This is a genomic window from Buttiauxella sp. WJP83, from assembly GCF_027594725.1.
Taxonomy (GTDB): Bacteria; Pseudomonadota; Gammaproteobacteria; order Enterobacterales; family Enterobacteriaceae; genus Buttiauxella; species Buttiauxella selenatireducens.
In genome coordinates, this window is sequence record NZ_CP110080.1 from 3703991 (window position 1) to 3730303 (window position 26313).

Here is a 26313-nt window from a genome sequence, read left to right on the forward strand (position 1 = left end):
GAGGGTTTTAAGCGGCGATATCAGCCACTTCTGTACGGCTGCGCCCAAGTTTTTTAGCTTTATACAACGCCACATCAGCCGCTTTTAACCATTCGCGATAGCTCACCATATTGCGATCAAATTCCGCTACACCAACACTGATACGCAGTGAGAAATGCGGTGCATGAGGTAAACGGAACTCATCAAGATAGTCTCGTACACGAGCCATTGCCTGTATCGCACTCTCTTGCGACGTGCCGGACATGATCACGCCAAATTCGTCACCACCGAAGCGCCCTACTACATCAGTGATACGCAATGTAAGCTGCAAATGTTCGGTAATGGCAAGAATAGCTTCATCCCCCACATCATGGCCGAAGGTATCATTAATCGATTTAAAGTGGTCGATATCAATCAAAAGCAAGGTTGCATTTCGCTGGTAGCGTTGGCAGTTATCATATTCCCCGTGCAGCAGATGTTCCCAGTGACGGCGGTTATATACCCCCGTCATGCCATCGCGTGTGCTCAAGTGCATAAAGCGACGTTTATGCTCGGACAGTTTTAGTGCAGTACGGTAACTGACCAGTCCAAAGTAAGTGGGATAAATCAATAAAAACGGTAAGCAAACCCATACCTGAGAAGGCATGGTCTGTAGATTCAGCGGGATAAGAAACAGGCCAAGCGTCAACAGGCAGCTCAGCACAATAAAACCTAAGCCGTTAAAGAACAATTTCAGCCCGCCACAACCGACATTGTTCATGCATATCATCGCAAGTATTAATGCTGAGGGAAGCGCATTCAAACCCATTACCCCAATCCAAACGCCGCCCATCAAAGAATCAATCATTAAATTACGGGTTTCTGCCTGAGCAGGGTCTGGCGCATGATCGGCTGTTTGCCATGCTAAATGCGGCCAGATAAAAGCGTTCGCAACCAGGAGTAACCACCACCATCCTGATATCGGCTGCATAACCAGCACCGAAGCGACACAGAAAAAGCCCGTCCCTAACCCAATAGTTCTCGGTATATAAATGCGACGGGCAAATCGCCGTCCTGAGCGATGCCGGTCTTCATCGAGGTAAGTCGAGCTATCCATAAATCCCCCAGGAAGCCATTTACCAGAGTTATGATCATCATTCATGATATTTAGGAATATTCTGAAACATTTGCCGTAATTATAGAAAGCGTACTTTGGGGGGAAGTATGATTTTTCGGGTGAGTCAGCGAAGCGACTCACCCATTTAGCTTACTGAGGCTGTTTTTTCAGGCAATTACTCATGAAGGTTTTACGCGCATCACCGGATAATGTTTGTTTCCCGGCTTCAGCATTACACTCTTTCATTTTCTGCTGTTGCGGAGTCAGGCTTTTATCTGCGGGGGTTGACTCGCTATTTTTCAAGCAGTTACTCATATAGGTTTTACGTTCATCCCCTTTAAGGGTTTTCGCGGTAGCTTGTTGATTACACGTCGTCATACGCTGTTGCTGCGGTGTCTGCGCTTTGTCTGCCGCCACCGCAGAACCCATAACACCGACCAATAAAGCCATCATTAATACTGTTTTCATAGCACCATCCTTTTTAAGGTAGTACTTTAATTTTGGTATGTTTATGGCGAAAAGGCGAACTGTCAGATGGAGATATTCTACCGCTTCGCTATTTATTGGAACCTTTTCAGAGGAGTAATGAGAATAAATAGATTATAGCTGAGATAAAAAATGTATATGGCAGAACATTAATTACCCTCACTAATTATTAAGAAGGGTAATAATAAAATGCAGACCACAATAGTAATACAAAAATTTAAACGCAAGGGCGGTTCAAGAGCCTCGTTAAGTTTTTCTTCAACAGGTGAGCGTCATGAGATGTAATCGTATCACTGGGTCTGACATTGGATAAAGCGTCTTCAATGCTGGTCGTTATTGCCTGTAATTGGCTGCACTCCATTTTGTGGAGAATTGCGGTTACGACTATTTCAAGGGCTTCTATCTGTGCAACAAACTCTTTTGACTCTTCTTCTTTTTCGGCGAGTCTGGTCAGTAACTCAGAAATGAGATTTCTCATCTTAATTGCCCCAAAGGATTTGAAGCATGAAGTTATCATTCTGGTTTCATGTTGCCTAGAGGGGATCACGACTATTTTTATATGTCTTAGCGAATTTGTGTCAGAGTGCAAAATATCTTAACCCTGCTAACTTAAAAATAGCACTGCGAAGTTATTTCAGATCTAAAATTAACAGCATACTTTATAGCTGATGTAATTTTGGTTAGTTTTTGCCCCCATTAAAAGGAGTAATACGCAGCACAAACATTAAAGATTACGGCAGCATCTGATCTCGCATGGCATCTTGCTGCTTTTTACGCCGTAACATAATGGCCAACTGCCACACGTTGAGTAGGACGACCAACGCCGTAGCAATGAACACCCAGCGATAACCCGCCACGGCTGACACGCCAGCACCGATTAAGGGGCCAACCACATTCCCCAGATACATAAACGATTGGTTGTATCCAAAAATTCGCCCGGTCACCTGGTCACTGGAATACTTCACAAGCATCGTTTGAACCGCTGGTAGCATTGCGCCATCGGCAAAACCCAATAAAAAACGTAATACGGCTAACTGCCCTGGTGAAGTCACCCACGACATAGCAAAAAATAATATTACCGAAAAAATCAGCGTCGCCATTAATACTCGGCCGGTGCCTATTCTGTCACCCAGCTTACCTAATCGTGGCGCTGAAATAAGAGCTGAGATCCCCGGAACAGCCGCTATAAAGCCACTGATAAAAGCAATATTGTTACTTTCTGGGGAAAGATGTTTTATAAACAGAGCAAGTATTGGCCCCACCGAACCATTACAGAGCTGAATCACCATAGTGGTGACAAATAAACTGATCATCAATTTAGGATAAGGAAGAGAAGCAAACACCGCTTTGCCTGATAAACGATCGGCTTTACTTATTTTAGGCCGCGCACCTTCTTTTATCAGGAAGAGTGTCACTAAAAAACTGACCATTAATAACGCGGCTGTGACGTAAAAAACCACCCGCAATCCGAGGGTATCTGCCATATACCCGCCCAGAAGTGGACCGACAATAACCCCACTGATTTGTGCGGTTGAAAGTGTACTTAAAGCCCAGCCGCTGCGTTCCCGAGGGACTTGAGAGGCCACTAACGCCATCGCATTGGGAATATAGCCAGAGGTGAGCCCCATGACGGCGCGTAGAATAAAGAGCTGCCAAACGTTAGTGGCAAACGCCTGTAATAAAATGGCGACCGCCATCCCGAGCGATGCCCGCAACAGCATCAATTTCCGGCCTTTCCTGTCGGCCAGGCTACCCCACATTGGCGAGACAATAGCAGAAACCAGAAACGTCACACTGAAGGTCAGCCCAGACCACATTGACAATGCCTGATGAGAAGTAACGCCGAGCTGTTCAACATAGAGCGGCAAAAACGGCAGAATTTGACTGATGGCTAATCCGGTAAAAAAGCACCCGAACCATACCGAGATTAAATTGACCTTCCAGGATTCCATACCGTGCACGCTTTATAAGTGAAGTAAATAAGCGGAATACTTTGAACCATATCATAAAATTTTAATTTAATGACATCTGTCGTTGCGGCGCATCCCGAGATGAAATTGGCGAAACTAAAACCGCTGATACTCCGCACCTCATTGATTACGGAATAATCATTATAGATGTGGCACGATTTTAAGCTGCAGGAAGCACATGAATCCTCGCAATGAGCGTGGTATGTTGTCCGCCTTTGTACAGTTTAAGGATGGGTTTAGGCATGGCAAAACTGCGGGTGGGTATCGTGTTTGGTGGCAAGTCAGCAGAACACGAAGTGTCGCTGCAGTCGGCGAAAAATATTGTCGACGCCATAGATAAATCAAAGTTTGAAGTGGTGTTACTGGGGATTGATAAACAGGGCCAGTGGCACGTCAATGATGCATCCAACTATCTGTTAAACGCAGAAAATCCGGCATTGATCGCCCTGAATCGCTCAGGGACAAATGTCGCCGTGGTGCCAGGCCAAACAGAAAACCAGCTGATTGAATCCTCCTCCGCACAGTTTTTAGCGCCAGTAGATGTTATTTTCCCAATCGTTCACGGCACGTTAGGCGAAGATGGCTCCCTGCAAGGGATGCTGCGCATGGCTAACTTACCGTTTGTCGGTTCCGGCGTGTTGGGTTCCGCTGTGAGCATGGATAAAGATGTGACAAAACGCCTGCTGCGCGATGCCGGGCTGAATATCGCACCGTTTATTACTCTTAACCGTGCAAACCGTCATAACATCAGCTTTGCTGAAGCTGAAGCAAAACTGGGCGTACCCTTGTTTATTAAGCCTGCCAACCAGGGCTCATCTGTTGGTGTTAGCAAAGTCAGCACCGCTGAACAGTACGAAACGGCTGTGGCATTAGCCTTCGAGTTTGATCATAAAGTTGTGGTAGAAACGGGCATCAAAGGCCGTGAGATTGAATGTGCGGTTTTGGGTAATGATGCACCACAAGCGAGCACCTGCGGTGAAGTGGTCGTAAACAGTGATTTCTACTCTTACGACACCAAATATATCGATGATAAAGGTGCGCAAGTTGTGGTGCCTGCCGCGATTGCCGCTGATATCAACGATAAAATCCGTGAAATTGCAGTACGTGCGTATCAGACGCTGGAATGCAGTGGAATGGCGCGGGTGGATGTGTTCCTGACCGCTGATAATGAAGTTATTATCAATGAGATCAATACGCTGCCTGGTTTCACCAATATCAGCATGTATCCAAAACTCTGGCAGGCAAGCGGCTTAGACTATCAAACACTGATTACAAGATTGATTGAGCTGGCTCTTGAGCGCCACCAGCAAGATAGCGCCCTGAAAAGTTCGATAACGGCTTAAGCTCTACTCTTTCGCCGCCGCCGGTTCTTCTGGTTCCGGGCGGCGGCGAATGATAAATCCCGCCAGCCAGAAACAAATAATCCAGGTCACTAACCCGACCGCATAGTTTTGCCAGCCTTCGGTTTTAAATCCCAGCAAGCCAATGACACCATTCAAAATAAAGATCAGGCCAATCGCTACGGCGTAATAGTGCCAGTCACGGCGCATTTTCAAAGACAATGTTTTCGCAGACATGGTGCAATCCGTCAGGGCTAAAAGAGGACTCATTGTGGCATAGCGCGCGACGTTAAACCGCACGTTAATGCGAGACAAACAGGATAATGTTACGGAAATTTCACCTAAGTTACGAATATGTGATCTCAGACATATATTCACAAACCAGGACTATTCTGCCCCAATAATTACCAACAATCTGATATTGACAAACAGTACGACCTGCCAAACTCAACGCAATTGAAGTATCAGGCAGATGCCTGGATCGTTTTACTGTTTCATGGGGAGGGCGTGATGACTGATATAAGTTTGTCGAAACAGGTTGTTCCGGTCATAACCACGGTTTCAACAACGAAAGTAGAAAGAGCTACCCGGAGTAATCTGGCATACGCCGCGTTCATTTTATTCTGCTTTTGGGTTGGCACCCAAATCCTGAGTTTGATGGTTCACGCCCCTGGCGTACTTGAACATCTCGCCCAAGGTAACGATGCCACACGCCCGCGTATCGAAATGGGATTTGCAATTAGCACTGTTTTTGGCCTGGTGCCGTTTCTTGCGGGATGCATGCTACTCGGTATGGCTTGCCTGGTGATGAGGTTCCACCACCGTCATCATTTTTAGCCCTGGCTCATTAAAAATATCTTTGCCGATGGTCGCAAATATTAGCGAATTCGCTCCATCTACGGTAATGCCTCCTCGACCACCGGTAGTTTTACCCGATGTTAATAAGCATCGTGTAAACTTTACTACTGCCCTTACTATCCAGAGTACCGTCACCTCCCCCCCCAACCGCAGCCGTTTCGAAACCAGACGCAATATTATGAACCCCACAATCTCAAAAATTACTTTTTAATTGCTAAAGCGACGCCTAAATTAATTGAAGTACAGTATATAATGAAAGCTTCAACAAATGAAAATCGATCAATGCCAATTAGCTATTGCTAACATCGCATACTTACAAAGATTAAAACTATTATTTAGATACAGCAAAGTATCATTCAACCAAAATGAAATAAAGCCTGTTTGTATGCAAATAAATAGCCATAAATAGACAAATAATTAGCCAAAAATAAATAACACAATGTGCACCCTTACACCTAATAAATGCAACGCCATGATTTTATTGCAAAAAAAAATAACACAGCAAGTCTAGTTCATTGATGGCTTACTTATCGATAATCAGCCCAAGGATTGACTCAGCTTTTTGAAATTAAATATCAAAAGTGCTGACACTAGAAAGCTCTCGCATCGGGAATATGTGTAATTGTCCGGAAAAACATGCAAGGTATAACACAATCCTCGCTTATTTCAGCAGAACTGTTATATTCAAAATCCTGACGCACTCGATCTCTAATCATGACTCGAATAAAATCTCATTGTCCCAAAGGTGTTTGAAACTTCATTCTGATTACACCTCATCATGAAAATTTATCATGTATATATATACATATAGCAAAGTTCTTTTTTACACATAAAATTTCTTTTTAATAACTCCATATTCTGCCATAATAATATTTTGTTTAACAAACATTATTATATTTATGCACTATTAGTTTTTTAACTTACAAAACTATTTTAACATTGTTCTTTTTAGCCTTATCACATACAGTGATTGGTCACTAACAATGAATTGGGCAGGCAAAGAATACTGCATGGATCATTCTTACATTGAGTAAGTTATCTCGAAGGATTTTTGATTATGTTTACCAATATGTTAGTTGTTAGCGATCAGGTACAGGAAGCACATAAAAAAATAGGTATAGAAATTGATAACAGCCCTCAAAAACTGAGAATCATCTCATCAAAAAAGCAAGAAATCTCATTTTATAACAATAAAGAAAAATCGGTTTTCCATTTAATCTCTGGTGAAATAGAACTGCGAAGCACTAACAGTAATTTAATTGTCCTCAATGTTTACGCCCCAGCAATCATTGGACTTTCAAGCATATTCACATCAAATGATTTATTTTATATAAATACGGTTACAGACGTAGAACTCATCTCAATACCAATGTCAGAATTAATAGATATAGCCAACAAAAAAAACCTTTGGATATATATTTCAACTATAATGTCACACTATTTAGATATTTGCTATCTGAGAGATTCAATATTATATCAAGATAGCGTTTATAATGTTATAAAAAATCATCTTGAAATCCTCTGGCGATTTAAAAGGGATAAGCTTGATGAAATATCAGTATTTGATTTCATCCTAAACAGAACACCAGTCTCTCGAAGTTCTCTTAACAAAGTACTTAAAGACCTTGTGTCTGGCGGCTATATTAAAATGAACAGAGGGAAATTAGTTGAAATGAACAAATTACCATCAGGATACTAATCATTGATGCAATTCACAACAAATACAGCCACTTAAAGTTAAAATCTTTATGTTGCTTTTGTTTGATTCAAATCCACCATATTTAATATTATCTATAGTCATTGCGAAACGCTTCATTAAAAACAGCGGGGCCAGTGCCTAAACAACTGCTTCGACTCTATAAACAACGCCTTCACTGCCTCATTCCCAAAATAGACACAGGAAAGTGTTTTATTATACTTTTATGAAATTAAAAACAGGGACAAACTGGAGTTGCAATAGTTAGCATTGACAGGAAGAGAGTGATAGTCATGAAAATAATAATAAACGATTCAAACTTATATCTTAACAAAGGAATAAAAAACCTATTAAGTCAGTGCTATAATAGTAACATTGAGTTCATGTTGAATGAGTCAGATGAAAATTTAAAAACAGCTGACGTTATCTTTTTTCGATTTAATCCAGGTGACGAAAATATATGTCACGCAAATTACTTCATAAAAAGAAAAAACAGTGTTTTAATCGGCATAACTGATAAAGAACCTTCTATATCAAAATTGCCAAAATGTATAATAAACATTACTTTCCTGACAAAAAATGACACGGTAACCACTCTGCGAAAGAAGTTATCTCTTGCGTTCAAGAATAAAGAAAAAAACCGCAACACAAATAAAAACAATGAAAACCCATGTGAAGGTTGCTCAATAAAGAAAATCACAACTGCAGAATTTATGATATTGAATCTTCTATATGATATGTCAATCAGGCAGATAGCTGAAGAGTTGGACATACCGTATAAAACAGCTTTTTCTCGCAAGTACAATATGATGTTGAAGTTTAATTTAAAAAATAAAATTGACTTACTCATGTTTATACAAAAGTTCTCACAAAAGGAGAATTTCCTTTTATCGCCAAATGACAATTTATATTATTTAATCAAGAAATGATGTTATCCGTAGTGAGATGATTTAGACCATCTCACTACGGATTGTCGGTTACTTGCGAGTTGTGATCGCTTAGCAAACGATAATTACGGAGGGAATTGGCTACAATTTCATACACGCAGCTCGTCGCTCATCTACCCGTTTTGCAAACCACGCTGTCGTTAGATTTCGGGTGATTTTCGGGCTTTCCAGTGTGATGCCAGGCAGCATTTCTCGCGGTAACTTCTTACCGGCTTTCTTCTCCGCTAGCGCATAAACCTGCTGATATAAATCGGTTTTCTCAAAGTCGATACTGTCACCTTTTTGCAAAGCGCGATGAATTTGGCTTTCACTCATCCCGAGTTGGTTTGTCAACTTCCTGACCGCCAGTTCGGTGCTGCCAGCTTTATCGGTGTTATACAAAATTAAGTCTCCATCCAGCGCCAGTTTTACGCCGGTTGCCTTGCTGACCGCACTCTGAAATGCAGCATTACGACTGGCATACCATCCGGCGTTGAAATCTGCAAAACGATAGACTGGTTGAGTGTAATTCGCCGGATAGTTCAGTAAATGGTAGGTGCCGAACCATAAACCACCTCGCCGTGTGAACACTTCCTGCCGCACGGTTCCCTCCATTTTCCATGGATAACCCGCAGTGTGCTGTTCAGCAAAAGCGATACTCACTTGCATCGGGCCGCCAGTATGAACCGGGTTCAGATTGCCAAACAACTTTTGCCCCATTGGCACCATATCGATGAAATCATCAAAAATCGCGCTCAACTGCCCTTCCGTTTTCACGTTATCCAGACGTTCGCTGTAACTCTTACCGTTCGGCGATTTGATTAACAACGCGGTATGAACCAAAAAAACCGGAATATGCATTTTTTCAGCGCGACGGTCGATCTCCTTCCAGGCAATTTTACTCAGATTTGGCACTGCCGGATCGGCAACCAGATTGGATTCTTGCTGCGCGACAGCCAGGACAGAGCAGATATTTTCTTCGCTTGGTGCAATCTTCTGGCTCTTAAAGGCAGTCGCTAACTCTTTCGCCAGGTTGTTGCGGTCTTTTACGTTGGCAGGGATTTTCTGCTTTACCACCGTTTCGACGTCTACCGGTTTTGATGTTTCTGATACTGAAGGTGCAGTTTTAGTGGTACACCCCGCCAAAACGAAAAGTGCGCCCAGGCTAAGTGCGAAAAATCCATGCTGTCTGTTTAAAGTGGCTGTGGTCATAACGTTCCGTTGTGATTGTTTTTGTAAGACTTGCAAACAATAACAGTTCTGAGCCCGGGCGTTTATCGGAGATTGGCTTAGAGTTAAGTACAAACTCGCGTACTGACATAAAGTGCGGTCTTCTTGACGCAAACTTGACAGTTGCTTGCCTGGTCAGTAATTTCACATGTAATTATTGACCAGGCAAGTATCATGAAAAACAATCCGGGTATTATCGATAACAAATTCCATCTCGGTTTGCTCATTCACCTCGCAAACCAGTTTAAAGATCAGCTTATCAGCCAATACTTCTCTGGCATGGATATCACTGCGCCGCAATTTAAAGTGCTGATTAATATTTATAAAGGTGTGACTAGCCCAGCGGAAATAAGCAAAGCCCTGGTCATGGACGCAGGTGCAATGAGCCGTATGGTTGACCGCATGGTCAAGCGCGAGCTCATCGTTCGTCACCCGAATCCGCAAGATAAACGCCAGGTGATTCTGGCTTTGACTGACAAAGGTCTGTTGATTTGTGACCGCTTTCAGAATGAAGCGCTCGCCTCAATTATCGGCTCTCTCACCGCACGCCTGACGCAAGATGAATCTCAACAACTGGTCGCATTAATTACCAAAATGCTACCGGACGACATCACTGCGCCGCATCGTTAACACCGTATAAAGGCCAAAAGATGGAAACGACTCCAGAAGAACACGTTCAGCGATCCAGTAAGCGCAAACGTAATTTTATTATTTTTATCCTGATTCTTGTGTTGGCGGCCGCTGGCTGTCTCGCATGGTATTTTTTATACGCTCGCTTTTATGAGTCCACAGATGATGCCTATGTGAACGGCAACCAGGTCGCGCTAACTCCGCAAATCAGCGGAACAGTCACTCAGGTCACCGCTGATGAAGGGGATTTTGTCGAAAAAGGTCAGCCACTGGTGTTACTTGACCCCAGCGATACCAGAATTGCGCTTCAACAAGCAGAAGCCAGCCTTGCAAATACTGTGCGCCAAGTTCGCGGGTTATACAGCACAGCGGATAATTACCGTGCACAGGTCGCCACTAAACAGGTCGCCCTGCAAACTGCTCAAAATGACTACGCCCGCCGCCAGAAAATATTCTCGACAGGTGCGATTGCGGCTGAAGATCTTTCGCATTACCGCGATGCAGTCACCAGCGCACAAAGTGACTTAGCCGCCGCGCAACAGGCATTACATACCAACCTGGCGATGGTTGATGACACCGTGATTGATAGTCATCCGGAAATCAAAACCGCCGTAGCAACGCTTCGGCAGCGTTACCTGGATAACTCGCGCACGACCATTGTTGCGCCAGTGAGTGGCTATGTCGCTAAACGCGCCGTGCAGTTGGGGATGCGTGTGGACTCAGGAACGACATTGCTGGCAATTGTGCCGCTCAATGAAGTGTGGGTTGATGCCAACTTCAAAGAAAGCCAGATGAACACTATGCGTCTGGGACAGAAAGTGACGCTCAACGCCGACCTCTACGGCGACGATGTCGAATACCATGGAACCATTGAAAGCCTGGGTATCGGTACCGGCAGCGCGTTTTCTTTGCTCCCTGCCCAGAATGCCAGTGGTAACTGGATAAAAATCGTTCAGCGCTTACCCGTTCGTATCACGCTCGATCCACACGATATGCAGAAACATCCGCTGCGTATCGGTTTGTCGATGAATGCACGAGTGGATATTCGCAACGAGGATGGTCACCTGCTGCCACAAAAAACGGTTAGCTCGCCTCGCTTCACCACCGATGTCTATCAAGACTCTCTGGAAGAGGCTGACAAACTGGTAGCGAAAATCCTTCATGACAACAGCAATGCGGTAGCTTTACGCCCCCATTAAGAGAGACGTTATGCAAGATAAGGCGGCGTATACGCCCCCCAGTCTGCTGCTTGCGACGCTCGCGCTGTCGTTAGCAACTTTCATGCAAGTGCTGGACTCGACTATTGCAAACGTCGCATTGCCGACGATTGCCGGCAACCTTGGGGTCAGCGCTGATCAAGGCACATGGGTTATCACCTCATTTGCGGTGTGTAACGCGATTGCATTACCGCTCACCGGTTGGTTTACCCGGCGCTTTGGGCAGCTAAAATTGTTTATCGGCTCGGTGGTGATGTTCACCCTCACCTCTTTCCTGTGCGGTTTCGCACACAGCATGACGGAGTTGATTATCTTCCGCGCCATGCAGGGCTTTTTCGCCGGGCCTATGTTCCCGATGTGCCAGACACTGCTGCTGGTCATTTTCCCGCCCATGAAACGCGGTATGGCATTGGCGTTGCTGTCTATGGTGACAGTGGTTGCTCCGATAGTTGGGCCAATTACCGGTGGCTGGATCACCGATAACTACTCCTGGCCGTGGATTTTTTATATCAACGTGCCAATCGGTATTTTCGCCTCGATTGCAGTTTGGACACAAATGCGTGGGCGCGAAGAAACGACCACCACAGCTCCCATCGACTACATCGGCATCGGTTTGCTGGTGATTGGCGTTGGGCTGCTGCAAGTGGTGCTGGATAAAGGCAACGATCTTGATTGGTTTGCCTCGCCAGAAATTATCATCATGTCGGTGATTTCTGCGATTGGCCTGATAGCTTTTGTTATTTGGGAATTGGGCGAGCGACATCCGATTGTGAATTTGCGTCTGTTTAAAGAGCGCAACTTTGCGATTGGTACCACAGCATTGATGCTGGGATACGCAGCCTTCTTCGCCATCAATATTATCCTGCCGCAATGGCTGCAAACGCAGATGGGCTACACGGCAATTTGGGCCGGGCTTGCTGCTGCACCGATGGGCTTCCTGCCACTGTTACTTACGCCGATTGTCGGCCGTTATGCCAGCAAAGTGGATTTACGAATCCTGGCGTCGATGTCATTCCTGATTATGGGCGCATCCTGCTTGTTCCGTGCGCAGTTCAATACCAATGTTGATTTCCGCACTATCGCTGAAGTACAGATGTTTATGGGCATTGGCGTGGCATTCTTCTTTATGCCTTTAACAACGATTGTATTGTCGAATCTTCAGGGTGCCGAAGTGGCGGAAGGTTCAGGCTTAGCCACCTTCTTCCGCGTACTGGGGGGCTCATTTGCCTCGTCGCTGACCACCTGGATTTGGTCACGTCGGGAAGTTTTCCATCATGCTAATCTGACCGAGAGCGTATCGATTTATAATCCGTCAGCGGTTGATTATCTGGATAAGATGGGTGGCGCAACGCAACAGCATCTGGCGTTTGTTGATAAAACCATAGAGCAGCAGGCCTACATGATGTCGACCATTGACTACTTCTGGATTCTGGGATGGGGGTTTATGGGGCTGATTGTGATTATCTGGTTCGCTCGTCCACCGTTTATTCGCTCGGGTGCACCTAGTGCTCCAGCGGCAGGGCACTAAAACAATCTGGCGGGGAGCCCCGCCAGATTTTACTGTTTAGGCTGATTCCCCTGCCGCTTCGACAGGAATATCCTGCAACGTACGCTCAAAGCTGCGAAGACGTTTGTAGATAGACATCAGCTCAACAAGTGTTGTCCATGAGCTAATCAAATACTGGAACGAACCGCGTACCTGGCCAAATACGTTAGTGATTTGCGTCATCAGACCCAAGGTAATGGTCCCCGCAACAATTGACGGGAAGAGCAGGAACAAACCAAATACGTTATCCACTTGCAGGTAGAGAATACGTGCAATATTGAAATACATGTAATGGAAGTACAGGCGGAAATAGTTTCTGCGCACGCCGTCAAACAGCTCTTTAACCGTTGGTGGGGAGGCACGAGACGGGTCATCTTCACCATAAACCAGCTCTTTACGATAAGCCGCTTCTACACGCTGATTTTTAAACTCGAGCCCGGGCAGTTTAATCCCAACAACCGCCAGTAAGCCGGTCCCCAGTAATGACCAGATAATCGCGGCGATCACCAGTCCATATGGGATGTGCCCGACAATAGGCAAATCAGGAACATGTGCGGATAGAGTCACCAACACAGGCAGGAAGGCGATTAACGTCATAATGGCATTAATAAAGCTGACGCCCATATCTTCAAGCGTTGAGGCAAAACGCATGGTGTCTTCTTGCACACGCTGCGCAGCACCTTCGATGTTGCGCAACATTTGCCAGTTGTCCATATAGTATTCGTTCATTGCGGTGCGCCACCGGAATACATAATGGCTGACAAAGAAATTGTTCATCACGCCAACAATCACTGCAATCAGTGCAATGCCCAGGAATATTCCAACCTCATGATAGAACTGCTCAATGGTAACTTTATGAGGGGAGCTAAGCGCCGTCTGAATTAAATCGTAGAACGGGGCATACCACGCATTCACCGCGACCCCGACTTCCACCAGGAACCAGGTCACGAAGATGATGAGTGAAGAGCCCAGAATGGACCAGTATTGCCAACGGTGCGGGCTGTAGATAAACCAGAAAAGCGCAAACGCACCGACGCAAAAGGCATAGTAGGCATAAAACACCAGATAGCCCAAAGACCAGAATCGGGCGGCACTGATGGGTACTTCGCCCTTCACCCCAGCAAGATGTTCAAGCCAATTACCACCACCAGCCTGCCAGAAAACAACGGCGATCATTGCCCAAAGAAAAGCCGACAGGAAAAACGCTGTCGGGCGTGGGAAAAACGATTTAAACATTACAACACTCCTGAAAACACACTTTTATTGTTATAACCATCCCGACTAAATAAGGCTCACTCAATGTTGTATCAAGAGATGTAAGGTTTACTGCTTTACCACTGCTCCAGGATCTCCGCGGTGGACTTAACCAACAGAGTATTTCCAGGGATCGTAAAGTTACGCCAGACATCGTTGTAATGCTCGATCAACACTTCAGCAAGCGCCGCCGGGCGATTTGCTGTTGTATGCGCGTCTGCTGCGACAGTCATGGCATAACCGCGGCTCGTTCCATTTTTAATAGTAGCGTCCACGCAGTAATCCGTTGCACAACCGCAAACCACAAATTCGTTTATCTGGTGGCGATCGAGGACTTCAGCAAGTTCAGTACGGTAAAACGCATCGCACGCTGTTTTCGTCACGTAAAGCGCGTCAAAGGGTTGTATTAACTCAGGTAAAAGCTCAAACGCCGCAGTTCCCTGCTCCAACCCCTGTTCCGTATGTTGGATGAAAATGACTTTATCGGCGGCGTTGATCAATTGGTTAATGCGTGTCGTGCAGATGTCCCGGTTAATACGTGGGGCTTCAAATACCCCATTTTGCATATCAATAACCATCAGTACGCGCTGGGCAGGCATGATTAAGCTCTCACTAAACGAGGAATGCAGGAGCGTAACACATACCTGTTTTGGCTTTAAACCGTATAAAGTTTAGGCTCACCCGGCGGACGGGTTTTGAATCGACGATGCAGCCATAAGTATTGCTCTGGCGCCCGCATGATTTCACGTTCGATCTTACGATTCACGTACTCAGCGGCGGCCTGTTCGTCATCCAGTGGATAATCAGTAAACTCAGGTTCAATAACGAGTTGATAACCCGAGCCATCTTTCTTACGGATGAGCACAATAGTCAGAATCGCTGGTTTTGCCAAACGAGCAATCGTGTAAGTTCCGTTGGTTGTCGCAGCCTTCTGCACAGCAAAGAACGGAGCGAAGGAACTGCCTTTAGGACCGTAATCCTGATCGGGTGCAAACCAGACAGCTTCGCCTGCTTTAAGAGCCTTCACCATACCTTTCAAATTACGACGATCCAGCATGGCTTTATTGGAGCGAGAACGCCCCCGCGTTTGAACAAACTCCATCGCTTTGTTGTTGTGCGGACGGTACATTGCCATCATCGGACGGCAAAGCCCCATCACGCGACCTCCCAATTCCAGCGACATAAAATGAACGCCGATAGCCATCACGCCTTGACCTTTTTCACAAGCCGCAGTGATATGTTCAAGCCCATTGACTTCGAACCACTTACGTACTCGTGCATCCGGCCAGAACCAGGCCATTCCTGTTTCAATTAAGCCCATACCGAGCGACGAGAAATTTTGCACCACGATGGCATCAACCTGCGCATCGGTATAGTGCGGGAAACACAGTTTAAGGTTCTGGCGAGCAATGGATACTCGGCGTTTGAGAAAACGCATGGATGCACGACCAATGAAGTCGCCCATTTTCAGTAGTACGGGGTAAGGCAATTGCACCCAGAGCCACAAAATACCCAGACCAAACCAGGTTAGCCAATAACGGGGATGGAGAAGTTCAGTTTGAAAGCGCGGTTTACTAGACATTATCAGCTTCTGTATGCGTAATTAGTGTGTATCGCAAAAGAAGTCACTCATTAGCGGTACAGCGTAAGCTCGAACTATGGCGCCACACGGCGGTAATAGTTGCAGCAGGGAGATCAAAGTGACTCTGATAATACGCATTTTCTGATCAAGCCATGTATAGATGTTGTCAGTTTTTTTACGTATTTCGCTTCATTGCGTATAGATTATGAGTTACACACACATTGTCGTTTAAAAAACAGACGTTTTAAATCAAATTTCGACGATTAGCCAGTAGAGAATGTTTCATTTGCCTGCACCTGAAGAGCCTGTGAAAGCACGAAGTTAAAAGTGTGATTTCTAACGGATAAATTTTAGTCTTTTCAGCTATCGAAAATCAATTTCTGGACTAATACTTATTGGGATTTCCCTACACTCTTCAGGAACCTGGCACAATGAAAAAACTAGCTTTAGCCTTACTGTCCAGCACTCTTCTATTCGCAAGCGTCGGCGCCTTTGCCGAGAATCCAGCGACCAGCACATCGGGTTTGCAAGCAGAGAAGGAGCAGCTCAATAATCCCGGTCATATTATTGATGACTGCCGTGCAGCAGGAAACGAAAACAAAAAAGGCTGCGAATCAGGACACGAGATGCGCTCTGAGCATAAAAGTGATGATAAAATGCTCAAGCAAGGCGGCACAACTGACGACGTAACGCAAAAAGACGTACAGAAAACAAATTAATGCGGATTGCACCGCAGTCGTAAACTGTGGTGCATTACTAAGCGAAAATACTCTTGAAATGCCACGTTACGCTTTTTCTCATCACAATCCTCATTTTCCCGTTTGCGTAGCGCCTTAGAGTAGTATAAATACGATCAATATCGCTTCACTTCGTTTAATGGGTTACCCGCGTTGAAAATTCGTCTCCCGCGTCTCGCGGCGCTTGTCATTGCCGCGCTGCCAATTTTAAGTTTTGCACAAACATCTCCCGATCCTGTTTTTGCTTCGGAAATAGCAGATCGTTATGCCAATCATATTTATTACGGCAGCGGTGCTACAGGCATGGCAATGGTGGTGATAGATGGTAACCAACGCGTGTTCCGAAGTTTTGGTGAGACTCGACCAGGCAACAACGTTCGCCCGCAACTTGATTCTGTTATCCGCATTGCATCACTGACCAAGCTCATGACCAGTGAAATGCTGGTGAAAATGTTGGATCAGGGAAAGGTTCAGCTCCATGATCCATTAAGCAAATATGCCCCTGCCGGAGCCAGAGTCCCTACTTTCAATGGCAAACCTATTACTCTGGTGAATCTGGCAACGCACACCAGTTCATTACCTCGTGAACAACCTGGCGGTGCCGCACATCGAACAGTGTTTACCTGGCCGACCCGTGACCAACGCTGGAATTGGCTCGCCAATGCGAGTTTAAAAAGCGCACCGGGTACAATCGCCTCTTATTCAAATCTCGCATTTGACCTTCTCGCCGATGCGCTGGGGCGTGCTGCAGGCAAACCTTATCCTCAGTTGTTCGAAGAACAAATCACCCGTCCATTGGGTATGAAGGACACTACATTTACGCCTTCACCTGACCAATGCAAACGCCTGATGGTGGCAGAGAAAGGTGCCAGCCCTTGTGATAATACGCTCGCGGCAATTGGCAGTGGTGGCGTTTATTCGACACCTGATGACATGATGCGCTGGATGCAGCAGTTCCTGAGTTCCGATTTCCATCGCCGTAATACCCAAGCCGACAGAATGCAGACGCTTATCTATCAACGTGCACAACTCACCAAGGTTATTGGTATGGATGTACCAGGAAAAGCTGATGCCTTAGGACTGGGCTGGGTATATATGGCACCAAAAAATGGTCGACCGGGCATCGTGCAAAAAACCGGAGGGGGTGGTGGATTCATCACGTATATGGCGATGGTTCCGCAAAGTAATGTCGGGGTTTTTGTCGTTGTAACCCGCTCACCATTAACTCGTTTCGTGAATATGAGTGATGGGGTAAATGATTTAGTTTCGGAATTAAGCGGGTTTACCTCTCAAGCTAGCCCTTCATCTTGATAATTGAGCAGGTCGATTTGTCGACCTGCTTTTTTCAATAACTGACGGGTAGACGATTTATCGAAACCAGCTTACCTTTATCCATCTCAATATAATTACCTTTACGTAGAGCAGACAATACTTCAGCAACTACTGAGCGGGATATTTTAGTTCTTTTTTGCACGAAATTAATAACACCTGTACGCGCACGCAAATCAGAACTCCATGAATCCATGGTGAGCAAAGTGGCCCGAATCTGAGAATAAGTTGTCGTGCCAATAAAACGAGCATCACGATGCTCAAGATTACGCAACAGATAAGTTGCCCAGTGAAAAGCGGGTTGCCAAAGCTTGTATTTTTCAATAATTTCAAAAGCAAGATTTGCAGGAAGAGTAAAACCCTGACATTCAGTTTGAGTCGTTATTCGATATTTAATCTGAGTTGTATGAAACATATTGGCCAGGCCAATCAATGTTGGAGCTGAAACCAGTTCCATCAAAAGGTTATCCATTTCTCGATGCAGTATGATACTGCCTTCACTAAAAAACCAAACTAATGGTTGGGTATCCTCTTTAAACATGCTCAATTCATTGTCTGCTGGCAGAGTAAATTTTTTACCCACATCCACCAATCTGCTGCGAATGGCTTCGAGTTGAGCCAATGGTTTTATATACATAAAGATATTCCTTTATCTTAATGGCCAGTAAAATGCCTATCCCAATCTGGAATAGGCATCCATTATAAAAAACGCATTCAAACTAGAAATAATATTGATGGATCATCAGATTTTTTCTAACAAACCACAATGCTATACATTATTACCAAGTATATTTCACACCGACGTTAGCTGACCAATCCTGATCGACATCACCGCCACCGAGGTAGTTGGTATCAACATAACCACCGAAGTTTTTGGTAAAGCTAACCTGAGTACCCAGACCTACACGAACCGCAGAACCTTCTACACCATTGTCGATGCTATCACCGTTAACATCGGCACTGTTGCCATTGGAATCGTCGTAGACATAAGCCAGTTTGAAGTAAGGAGTCACAGCCTGGTCACCATAGCTAAAGGTATAACCAGTATCCACCCCTAATTCATAACGCATGCTGTCGTAAGACTGGCTACCAACTTTCATATTGTTACTCAGTTGGTAATTATCACCGTCCTGGAACAGGCCTGAAATAGAAGCATATGGAGTCACATAGCCTTGCTGGTTGAGTTGAATGTCATAACCCAACTTCATACCAAAGCCCCAAGCATCGGAAGAAACATCACCATCAACCGCATCACCGTTACTCATGGTTGCAGTCAAATCATTACTATAGTGGCTATAGCTCAGGTTTGAATCCAGGAAAATATTATTCTGGAAGCGAGCAGACGAATAAATACGAGCAGACTGGCTGTCCTGATCTACGTTACCACTGTTATCGCTGATGCTACCTTTGGCAAAGCCTGCTGCTGCACCAACAGTCCACTTAGCATTATTACCGTCAATCTGTTTATCCAGACCAACCATAATACCGTTAACGTCCTGATCGTAATTCAGCACACCGTTATCGCCAGAGAAGCCACCACCGGTATAAGTTACCCACGCACCACCAGTATCACCTGCAGTATGGCGACCATTTGCCAGGCGAGTTGCCAGAGCATCTTGTTCCAGATTCCAGATGTTGGTGTTAGCAGATGGAATGCTTAACGCCATGTTTGCGTAATCGGTCAGACGATCTTGTTTCAGAATAACAGTATTGCCTTGCTGCTCTGCTTTATAGGTGTAAGCACCCAGGTCAGCTTTGTTAGCAGCAGAGAAAGTAGCGGTGCTGTTTTGGTCGTTAACATAGACCAACTCGTTACGATTATAGTCAGCAACGGAACCAGTACCAGTCGCGTTATCAATACGTACTTTATAGTTACCAGTAGCAGCAGCTACTTTGTCGCCTAAGTTATCAACTTCGCTCTGACCTGCTTCAGTCTGGTCTGCATCGTAAGCATCGCCATTGCCATTAATGGTCAAGTGACCATCAGAATTCATGGCAATAACACCGTAGCCGTAGTTAGACTGAGAAGTATCGTTGGTGCGGTCGTTGCTCAGGTCGGCATCCAGCACATAACGGTTGCTGTGAATGTCAAATGTACCTGCGTGGATGTTACCACCAGTATCAGTGGTACTGGTCACATTCAGTACGTCAGTCTGGAACGCGCTAATATTCGACTGATCAGTCTTCACATCAAACAGACCATTATTAGTCACACTAATGGTGTTTGCATACAAAGCTGCATTCTTCACTGTCCAGCCAGCAGATACATCGTCAGCCAAAGATACAGTACTGTTATCAATAGTCAGCGAGTCAGTTGCGACATGACCATCTTCACCAATGTTCAGTGAAGAAGCCCCAGTCAGAGTAATAGAGTCAGAAACCAGAGAAGAATCAGCAACGTTTACCTGAGAACCACTGTTAATACTCAAAGTATCAATCAGAGACTTTTTGGTCGTATCCCATTCTGAACCACCATTCAGCGTTACGTTGAATAGGCCGCTCTGATATACTGCATTACTAGCAATATGCCCCTCATCATATGCAGTATCTGGGTTATCGATACCGTCAATTTTGTATGGCCACAAGCTGTTAGCTGTTATATCGAGAAGTGTGGAAGTTTCTTCAACCCCTTCTACGAATGTGTTAGTACCATCAACAACAACCTGATGTGCAGATATTGCTGCACCTACCCACTTGCTACCATTATTCAAGGTAACATCCATACGGTCAGTACCGTCCCAGCCGTTGGTATCGACATTGCCATCGGTATCACGATAAGAGTCCGCACCAGCCGGGAAGAAATTCTCATCAAAATTACTTGAGAAAACAACATCCCCCATCAGTGTGGAATTGTTGAGAGTAACAGTTGTCTGCATGGCGTTGTCAGCATTAGGAGTAGCAATTGCTGCGATCGCTATATCATCTTGGGTATAATCGCCAGAATAATCACTTGCGTTACCAGTGTTACCAAACCAACCAGAGGTACCCTCATCAGTCCATGATCCAGAGGTCACGGTAGAATCGGTCACAGTAATGGTGTTATTAAATACTTCACCACTGTTTACACCAGTACTCACAGTATTGTTGTCAATATCTTCCCACTCATAACCCTGAGTCAGCGTAATTCCCGCAACGTGTGAATTATTTTTAATGACCAGATCAACTTCCTGATCCAAAGTGATAGCTGTACCGTCATCGAATACATTTACAACATGTGAATCTGCTGCGCCATTGTAAGTACCGTTGTAGGTATAATGTTCGTAGTTATCATCAATCGTTGAATTATCAACGGTCAGAGCCAGACGGTCGTAAATATAACCAGTCGTACGATCATCAGCACAATCGACGGTCATACATTCGGAAGTTACCATACCGTGAATGGTACTGTTTTTGATTGTCAGGCTATTGTCATTGGTGTTGGTGGAAAGACCATTATCCAGGTAGTACGTGGAAACAACACCATTTACTGTTGAGTTGTTGATTACTGGATAAATATCGCCATTGTAAAAGCTATCAGTACCATAGTTATTCCAGCCAGCGTATCCACGATAGTAAACACTATCGTCATGAGTAGAGTCGTTATAGTGCACGAAAGTATTGTACGTCGTACCTGAGACATCATTACTTGCAGCATTTACCTGACCGGCAATTGCCATAGTACAAGCCAATGCTAGTTGAGATACAACGAGTTTCTTTTTCCAAGAATGCATTTTTCATCCCTCCCAAGGGATTTAATCTTATGTTGGTCCATCAATAATCAATGCAGTAAGCGGCAATCACTAATTACATAACCGTATTAGTGGAAGGATTATTATGTACCCAAAGCAAATCGTTCAATTAATTTCTTGGGTAAGTATGAAAACAGACAAACACTCAAAAAGAGTTGGCGCGCACGGAAAAATACAACCTGCTGCATATCAATAGTATTTATTATAAATACAATGACACATATAAATAATGAATTGCTTCAAACAACCTATTCATTAACTAAAACAAATAATCAAATGAACAACATTTGGTTAAGTGAAAGCTCATTAGAGTAGCGATTTATGCCTACAGAAAGTATTTTTATTTGGAAAGAATGGAGTGCTTTTTAAAACTCTGCACTTAATAAATGCTCTGTCAGGGAGAGATGAAAATATAAATAGTTATAAATAAAAAGGTAATACATAAAATCGTTTAGCGCCTCGACTTGTATGTATTACCTCAGAAAGTACCTTACGATCGGACAGTATCGTCGCCGAATCCAATCCATTTGTAAGTTGTTAATGCTTCCAGCCCCATTGGGCCACGGGCATGAAGCTTTTGCGTACTTACCGCCACTTCCGCACCCAGCCCAAACTGCCCACCATCGGTGAAACGCGTTGAAGCATTCACATAGACGGCAGAAGAATCGACTTCATTCACAAAGCGGTTCGCATTACGTAACGTACGAGTCAATATCGCATCAGAATGTTGTGTTCCATGTTCACGAATATGATCAATGGCGTCATCAATATCATCGACAACTTTCACATTCAGATGAAGTGACAACCACTCATCGTCGTAATCTTCTGCTTTTACTGGTAATACTTCCGCTGGGCCGTTTTGCAATAGAGCCATGGACTGTTCATCAGCATGCAATGTCACGCCAGATTCTGCCATTTGTTGACTTAGCGAAGGCAAGAAACTCACAGCAATTCCTTGATGGACCAGCAAGGTTTCTACGGTATTACAGGTGCTAGGGCGCTGAGTTTTGGCGTTAACAATGATTTTCAGAGCAGGCTCAAATTCAGCGCTTTCATCTACAAAAATATGACATACACCAATACCACCGGTAATGACCGGGATGGTTGATTGTTCACGGCAAAGTTTATGCAGACCTGCACCACCACGCGGAATTAGCATGTCTATGTATTTGTCCATGCGTAGCAGTTCATTTACCAGCGCACGGTCGGGGCTTTCAATCGCCTGAACCGCTGCGGCAGGTAAACCACATTCAGTCAGCGCTTGTTGAATGACCTTCACCGTTGCAGCATTGGTGCGCCAGGTTTCTTTCCCACCACGCAGAATCGCTGCATTGCCTGTTTTCAGGCATAGTGAGGCCACATCAACCGTAACATTAGGACGAGCTTCATAAATTACGCCAACAACACCTAACGGAACACGACGACGCTCGATACGCAACCCACTGTCCAGTATCCCGCCATCAATGATTTGACCAACAGGATCGGTCAAATTACAAACCTGGCGAACATCACTTGCAATACTACTCAGGCGTGAGGTGGTCAGCTGTAAACGGTCTAACATCGCTTCGCTTAGACCGTTGGCCTTTGCTTCAGCCAGGTCTTTTTCATTAGCTTCTAAAATTGCTGCAGCCTGAGCTTCCAGATTATCTGCGATACATTCCAGCGCACGGTTTTTTTCTCGGCTGGAAAGCAGTGCCATCTGATAAGAGGCGGCTTTAGCTGCTTTGCCCATTTTTTCCAGCATTGCCAGCTCCTTAGTTAACAATCATATCGTCACGATGAACGGCTACCGGGCCATATTCGTAGCCAAGAATTTCACCGATCTGTTGAGAGTGATGACCAGCAATACGACGCAAAGCGTCGCTATTGTATCGACACACACCATGGGCAATATCGCGCCCTTCAAGGCTGCGAATGCGGATAACCTCGCCACGAGAAAAGTTTCCAGTGACGTTTTTGATGCCCTTTGGCAACAGGGAGCTCCCGCGTTCGAGGATAGCTGCAAGCGCGCCATCATCAACCGTAATTTCACCCGCAGGAGGTGCACCAAATATCCAACGCTTGCGGTTTTCTAATGGCGACTGTTGAGCATGGAAACGGGTCCCCACTGGAGTCCCCGCCATAACATCACCAATCACCCCAGGTTTGCTACCGGCCGCAATCACAACATCGATACCCGCGCGACAGGCAACATCAGCAGCCTGCAATTTCGTACCCATACCGCCCGTTCCAAGCCCTGAAACGCTATCACCTGCTATCGCTCGAAGTGCGTCATCAATGCCGTGAACTTCTTTAATGAGCTCAGCTTCAGGGTTATTACGTGGGTCAGCAGTAAACAACCCTTGTTGGTCTGTCAGCAGTAATAGTTTGTCGGCACCAGCCAAAATAGCTGCCAGCGCAGAAAGATTGTCATTATCACCAACTTTGATTTCTGCAGTCGCAACAGCATCGTTTTCATTGATTATCGGTACGATGTTGTTATCAAGCAGCGCTCGCAAAGTGTCTCGCGCGTTCAGGAAACGCTCGCGATCTTCCATATCGGCACGGGTCAGTAGCATCTGCCCAACATGAATGCCATAAATAGAAAAAAGTTGTTCCCAAAGCTGGATCAATCGGCTTTGACCAACCGCTGCCAGTAATTGCTTGGATGCAATCGTTGCGGGCAGTTCGGGGTAACCTAAATGCTCGCGCCCCGCAGCAATCGCCCCGGAGGTCACAATAACAATGCGATGCCCGCAGGCATGAAGTTGTGCGCACTGGCGCACCAGCTCAACAATATGAGCTCTATTCAGGCGGCGCGAGCCACCGGTTAATACGCTAGTGCCTAGTTTTACCACTAGCGTCTGGCTGTCACTCATGATTCTCTGCCGTTTCAACGAAATTGGAAAAATTAAAATGCCAGATGACGTTGTAGCAGGAGTGGCGCAGCTTGCCAACAGGCTCGGAAGGAAAACTGACTTCCAGATGTAAAACAACCAGCAAACGTAGCGGTAAATTTTGACAGTTTTATGACAGATATAAATAATTACGTTTATTTAAACTTTCTCTTACTTTGTCATAAATGTTTCATCTTCGAACGATAAAACTCTCTGCGTTTTTTAACGGGATATCGCCCGATTAAATTTTTAGCGCGTAGACACTATTGGGATGAAAAATGAATAAAAGCACATTAGCAGTAATGGTATTGGGTTTTCTGGCGTCATCAACTTCTTCGCAGGCAGCGGAAATTTATAATAAAGATGGCAATAAACTCGACCTCTACGGAAAAGTAAAAGCTGAACACTATCTGAGTGATAATAATTCTGTAGATGGTGATCAGTCTTATGTTCGTCTGGGCTTTAAAGGCCAGACACAAATTAACGATCAGTTAACGGGGTTTGGTCAGTGGGAATATCAAGTTGCTGCTAACAAAGTTGAAGGTGATGTTAATACCACCAAAACTCGTCTGGCATTTGCTGGGTTAAAAGCGGGTGATATCGGTTCTTTCGATTATGGCCGTAACTATGGTGTGCTCTATAACATCGCATCTTATACAGATATGATGCCTGAGTTTGGTGACGACTCTTACACTAAAACCGATAACTTCATGACTGGCCGTGCCAACGGTGTGGCAACCTATCGTAATAACACTTTCTTTGGCCTGGTTGATGGCCTGAAACTCGCCTTGCAATATCAGGGCAAAAACGAGAACGACGGACGTGCAACTAGCAAGCAAAATGGTGACGGATTCGGTACTTCACTGTCATATGACATTGCGGACACGGGTCTGACTATCGGTGCTGGTTATGCGAATTCCAATCGCACTTTGGCACAAAAAAACCTGGCGGTGGGTACGGGTGATAATGCCGAGGCCTGGACAACGGGCTTGAAATACGATGATCACAATGTTTATCTGGCAGCAATGTATGCTGAAACGCGTAATATGACACCAATTTCTGGTACTGCATCTATTAATGGTGTTAACAGAAGCATCAGCGGTTTTGCAAATAAAAACCAAGCCTTCGAAGTTATTGCACAATATCAGTTTGACTTTGGTCTGCGTCCATCTCTGGGCTATGTCCAGTCAAAAGGCAAGGATATTGAAGGTGTAGGCGATGCGGATCTGGTGAAATATATTGATGTGGCTGCCACTTATTATTTCAATAAAAATATGTCAGCTTTTGTTGATTACAAAATTAACCAATTGAGCGATGACAATGCACTTAATCTGAACAACGATGATGTTGTCGCATTAGGTTTGGTTTATCAGTTCTAAGAGTCTGACAAAAAAGCCCCACTATTAAGTGGGGCTTTTTTTATGCTGATAATTTTACCGGTTTTTCCGCAAAATCTTGTGCTGGTACTAGTTCAAGACCCAGTGTGCTTAATAACTCACGCAAACGCTCGTGGAAACCACGCAGTGTTTGCTCAAGTCTTTCATCCACTTCTTTGTCTTTTGTTGCCGTCGCAGTCCATTTACCGTCTTTGTCGAACAAACCAAACTGGTAAGTATAGGTAAATTGTTTTTCCTGAGCTTCCAACTCCATCCACCAGCCCCAAAATTCACGCTTCTCAGGTGCAGGCTTTACGTTGACGCACACAGCCAGGCAATCGAAGAAGAAACGGTTATCTTCACATTGCTCTTCCCGGATATATGGGCCAAGCGAGGCAAATTTTTTAATCAATCTACTTTTCGGGTGTCCACTTGGTAACGTCATTCCGATCTCCTG

General features: G+C 45.0%; 24 protein-coding genes. 10 read left to right on the forward strand and 14 right to left on the reverse strand.

Translation table 11 applies throughout. The features are described from left to right. Nucleotides 1–7: 7 nt before the first annotated feature. From adrA to OH773_RS17160, 4 genes are all read right to left on the reverse strand, one after another. Nucleotides 8–1135: a diguanylate cyclase AdrA gene (adrA, locus tag OH773_RS17145; protein ID WP_442865691.1), complete on the reverse strand. Its 1128-nt coding sequence runs from the start codon at nt 1133–1135 to the stop codon at nt 8–10. 90 nt (nt 1136–1225) lie between these two features. Next, complete coding sequence (locus tag OH773_RS17150; protein ID WP_270140333.1) at nt 1226–1543, reverse strand: PsiF family protein; 318 nt, start codon at nt 1541–1543, stop codon at nt 1226–1228. A gap of 235 nt (nt 1544–1778) precedes the next feature. Further along, nucleotides 1779–2039: an anti-adapter protein IraP gene (gene iraP, locus OH773_RS17155; protein WP_183271374.1), complete on the reverse strand. Its 261-nt coding sequence runs from the start codon at nt 2037–2039 to the stop codon at nt 1779–1781. Nucleotides 2040–2292: 253 nt separating this feature from the next. After that, nucleotides 2293–3513: a multidrug efflux MFS transporter gene (locus tag OH773_RS17160; protein ID WP_270140335.1), complete on the reverse strand. Its 1221-nt coding sequence runs from the start codon at nt 3511–3513 to the stop codon at nt 2293–2295. 260 nt (nt 3514–3773) lie between these two features. Here OH773_RS17160 and ddlA point away from each other — a divergent pair, with 260 nt between their 5' ends. After that, the gene (ddlA, locus tag OH773_RS17165) at nt 3774–4874 is read left to right on the forward strand and encodes a D-alanine--D-alanine ligase (protein ID WP_270140337.1); all 1101 of its coding nucleotides are present in this window, start codon (nt 3774–3776) and stop codon (nt 4872–4874) included. A 3-nt stretch (nt 4875–4877) separates the two neighbouring features. Here ddlA and OH773_RS17170 read toward each other — a convergent pair whose 3' ends face one another. Beyond that, on the reverse strand, nt 4878–5108 hold the full coding sequence (locus OH773_RS17170) for a DUF2754 family protein (RefSeq protein ID WP_270140339.1): 231 nt from the start codon (nt 5106–5108) through the stop codon (nt 4878–4880). Nucleotides 5109–5381: 273 nt separating this feature from the next. On the opposite strand from OH773_RS17170, the gene OH773_RS17175 reads away from it, so the two are divergent. The 3 genes from OH773_RS17175 to OH773_RS17185 all read left to right on the forward strand — a co-directional run bounded on the left by OH773_RS17175 (nt 5382) and on the right by OH773_RS17185 (nt 8354). Next, the gene (locus OH773_RS17175; protein ID WP_270140341.1) at nt 5382–5708 is read left to right on the forward strand and encodes a DUF2755 family protein; all 327 of its coding nucleotides are present in this window, start codon (nt 5382–5384) and stop codon (nt 5706–5708) included. Nucleotides 5709–6786: 1078 nt separating this feature from the next. Continuing rightward, on the forward strand, nt 6787–7428 hold the full coding sequence (locus tag OH773_RS17180; RefSeq protein ID WP_270140343.1) for a helix-turn-helix domain-containing protein: 642 nt from the start codon (nt 6787–6789) through the stop codon (nt 7426–7428). 290 nt (nt 7429–7718) lie between these two features. After that, nucleotides 7719–8354 (forward strand): LuxR C-terminal-related transcriptional regulator, encoded by a 636-nt coding sequence (locus OH773_RS17185; protein ID WP_270140345.1) that lies wholly within the window; start codon nt 7719–7721, stop codon nt 8352–8354. 99 nt (nt 8355–8453) lie between these two features. On the opposite strand, the gene OH773_RS17190 is transcribed toward OH773_RS17185, so the two are convergent. Continuing rightward, on the reverse strand, nt 8454–9563 hold the full coding sequence (locus OH773_RS17190) for a DUF1615 domain-containing protein (protein WP_270140347.1): 1110 nt from the start codon (nt 9561–9563) through the stop codon (nt 8454–8456). A 192-nt stretch (nt 9564–9755) separates the two neighbouring features. On the opposite strand from OH773_RS17190, the gene OH773_RS17195 reads away from it, so the two are divergent. From OH773_RS17195 to OH773_RS17205, 3 genes are read left to right on the forward strand one after another with little or no spacing between them, the layout of a single operon-like run. Next, nucleotides 9756–10211 (forward strand): MarR family transcriptional regulator, encoded by a 456-nt coding sequence (locus tag OH773_RS17195; protein WP_183271382.1) that lies wholly within the window; start codon nt 9756–9758, stop codon nt 10209–10211. 20 nt (nt 10212–10231) lie between these two features. Then, a complete protein-coding gene (locus tag OH773_RS17200; RefSeq protein ID WP_270140351.1) occupies nt 10232–11410 on the forward strand; it encodes an efflux RND transporter periplasmic adaptor subunit in 1179 nt (392 codons plus the stop codon). Between the two features lie 10 nt (nt 11411–11420). Beyond that, entirely contained in the window at nt 11421–12956 is a 1536-nt protein-coding gene (locus OH773_RS17205) for a DHA2 family efflux MFS transporter permease subunit (protein WP_270140353.1), read from the forward strand. Between the two features lie 36 nt (nt 12957–12992). Here OH773_RS17205 and sbmA read toward each other — a convergent pair whose 3' ends face one another. The 3 genes from sbmA to lpxP form a co-directional block, all read right to left on the reverse strand. Then, complete coding sequence (gene sbmA, locus OH773_RS17210; RefSeq protein WP_270140355.1) at nt 12993–14210, reverse strand: peptide antibiotic transporter SbmA; 1218 nt, start codon at nt 14208–14210, stop codon at nt 12993–12995. A 95-nt stretch (nt 14211–14305) separates the two neighbouring features. After that, the gene (locus tag OH773_RS17215; RefSeq protein ID WP_270140357.1) at nt 14306–14827 is read right to left on the reverse strand and encodes an isochorismatase family protein; all 522 of its coding nucleotides are present in this window, start codon (nt 14825–14827) and stop codon (nt 14306–14308) included. A gap of 56 nt (nt 14828–14883) precedes the next feature. Beyond that, a complete protein-coding gene (gene lpxP / locus OH773_RS17220) occupies nt 14884–15810 on the reverse strand; it encodes a kdo(2)-lipid IV(A) palmitoleoyltransferase (protein ID WP_270140359.1) in 927 nt (308 codons plus the stop codon). Nucleotides 15811–16241: 431 nt separating this feature from the next. Between lpxP and OH773_RS17225 the strand changes: the two genes are divergently transcribed. After that, the gene (locus OH773_RS17225) at nt 16242–16529 is read left to right on the forward strand and encodes a hypothetical protein (RefSeq protein ID WP_270140361.1); all 288 of its coding nucleotides are present in this window, start codon (nt 16242–16244) and stop codon (nt 16527–16529) included. A gap of 177 nt (nt 16530–16706) precedes the next feature. Beyond that, on the forward strand, nt 16707–17858 hold the full coding sequence (gene ampH, locus OH773_RS17230; RefSeq protein WP_255459270.1) for a D-alanyl-D-alanine-carboxypeptidase/endopeptidase AmpH: 1152 nt from the start codon (nt 16707–16709) through the stop codon (nt 17856–17858). 34 nt (nt 17859–17892) lie between these two features. Here ampH and OH773_RS17235 read toward each other — a convergent pair whose 3' ends face one another. The 4 genes from OH773_RS17235 to proB form a co-directional block, all read right to left on the reverse strand. Further along, nucleotides 17893–18513 carry a helix-turn-helix domain-containing protein gene (locus OH773_RS17235; protein ID WP_270140363.1) on the reverse strand — a complete coding sequence of 207 codons (621 nt, stop codon included), beginning with the start codon at nt 18511–18513 and terminating at the stop codon, nt 17893–17895. A gap of 142 nt (nt 18514–18655) precedes the next feature. After that, entirely contained in the window at nt 18656–21586 is a 2931-nt protein-coding gene (ehaB, locus tag OH773_RS17240; RefSeq protein WP_270140365.1) for an autotransporter adhesin EhaB, read from the reverse strand. A gap of 508 nt (nt 21587–22094) precedes the next feature. Next, nucleotides 22095–23348 carry a glutamate-5-semialdehyde dehydrogenase gene (proA, locus tag OH773_RS17245; RefSeq protein WP_270140367.1) on the reverse strand — a complete coding sequence of 418 codons (1254 nt, stop codon included), beginning with the start codon at nt 23346–23348 and terminating at the stop codon, nt 22095–22097. 10 nt (nt 23349–23358) lie between these two features. Then, nucleotides 23359–24462 carry a glutamate 5-kinase gene (gene proB / locus OH773_RS17250; protein ID WP_183271393.1) on the reverse strand — a complete coding sequence of 368 codons (1104 nt, stop codon included), beginning with the start codon at nt 24460–24462 and terminating at the stop codon, nt 23359–23361. A gap of 296 nt (nt 24463–24758) precedes the next feature. On the opposite strand from proB, the gene OH773_RS17255 reads away from it, so the two are divergent. After that, nucleotides 24759–25859: a porin gene (locus OH773_RS17255; protein WP_270140370.1), complete on the forward strand. Its 1101-nt coding sequence runs from the start codon at nt 24759–24761 to the stop codon at nt 25857–25859. 40 nt (nt 25860–25899) lie between these two features. Here the strand turns inward: OH773_RS17255 and crl are convergent, their stop codons facing one another. Beyond that, the gene (crl, locus tag OH773_RS17260) at nt 25900–26301 is read right to left on the reverse strand and encodes a sigma factor-binding protein Crl (RefSeq protein ID WP_270140372.1); all 402 of its coding nucleotides are present in this window, start codon (nt 26299–26301) and stop codon (nt 25900–25902) included. Between the last annotated feature and the right edge of the window lie 12 nt (nt 26302–26313).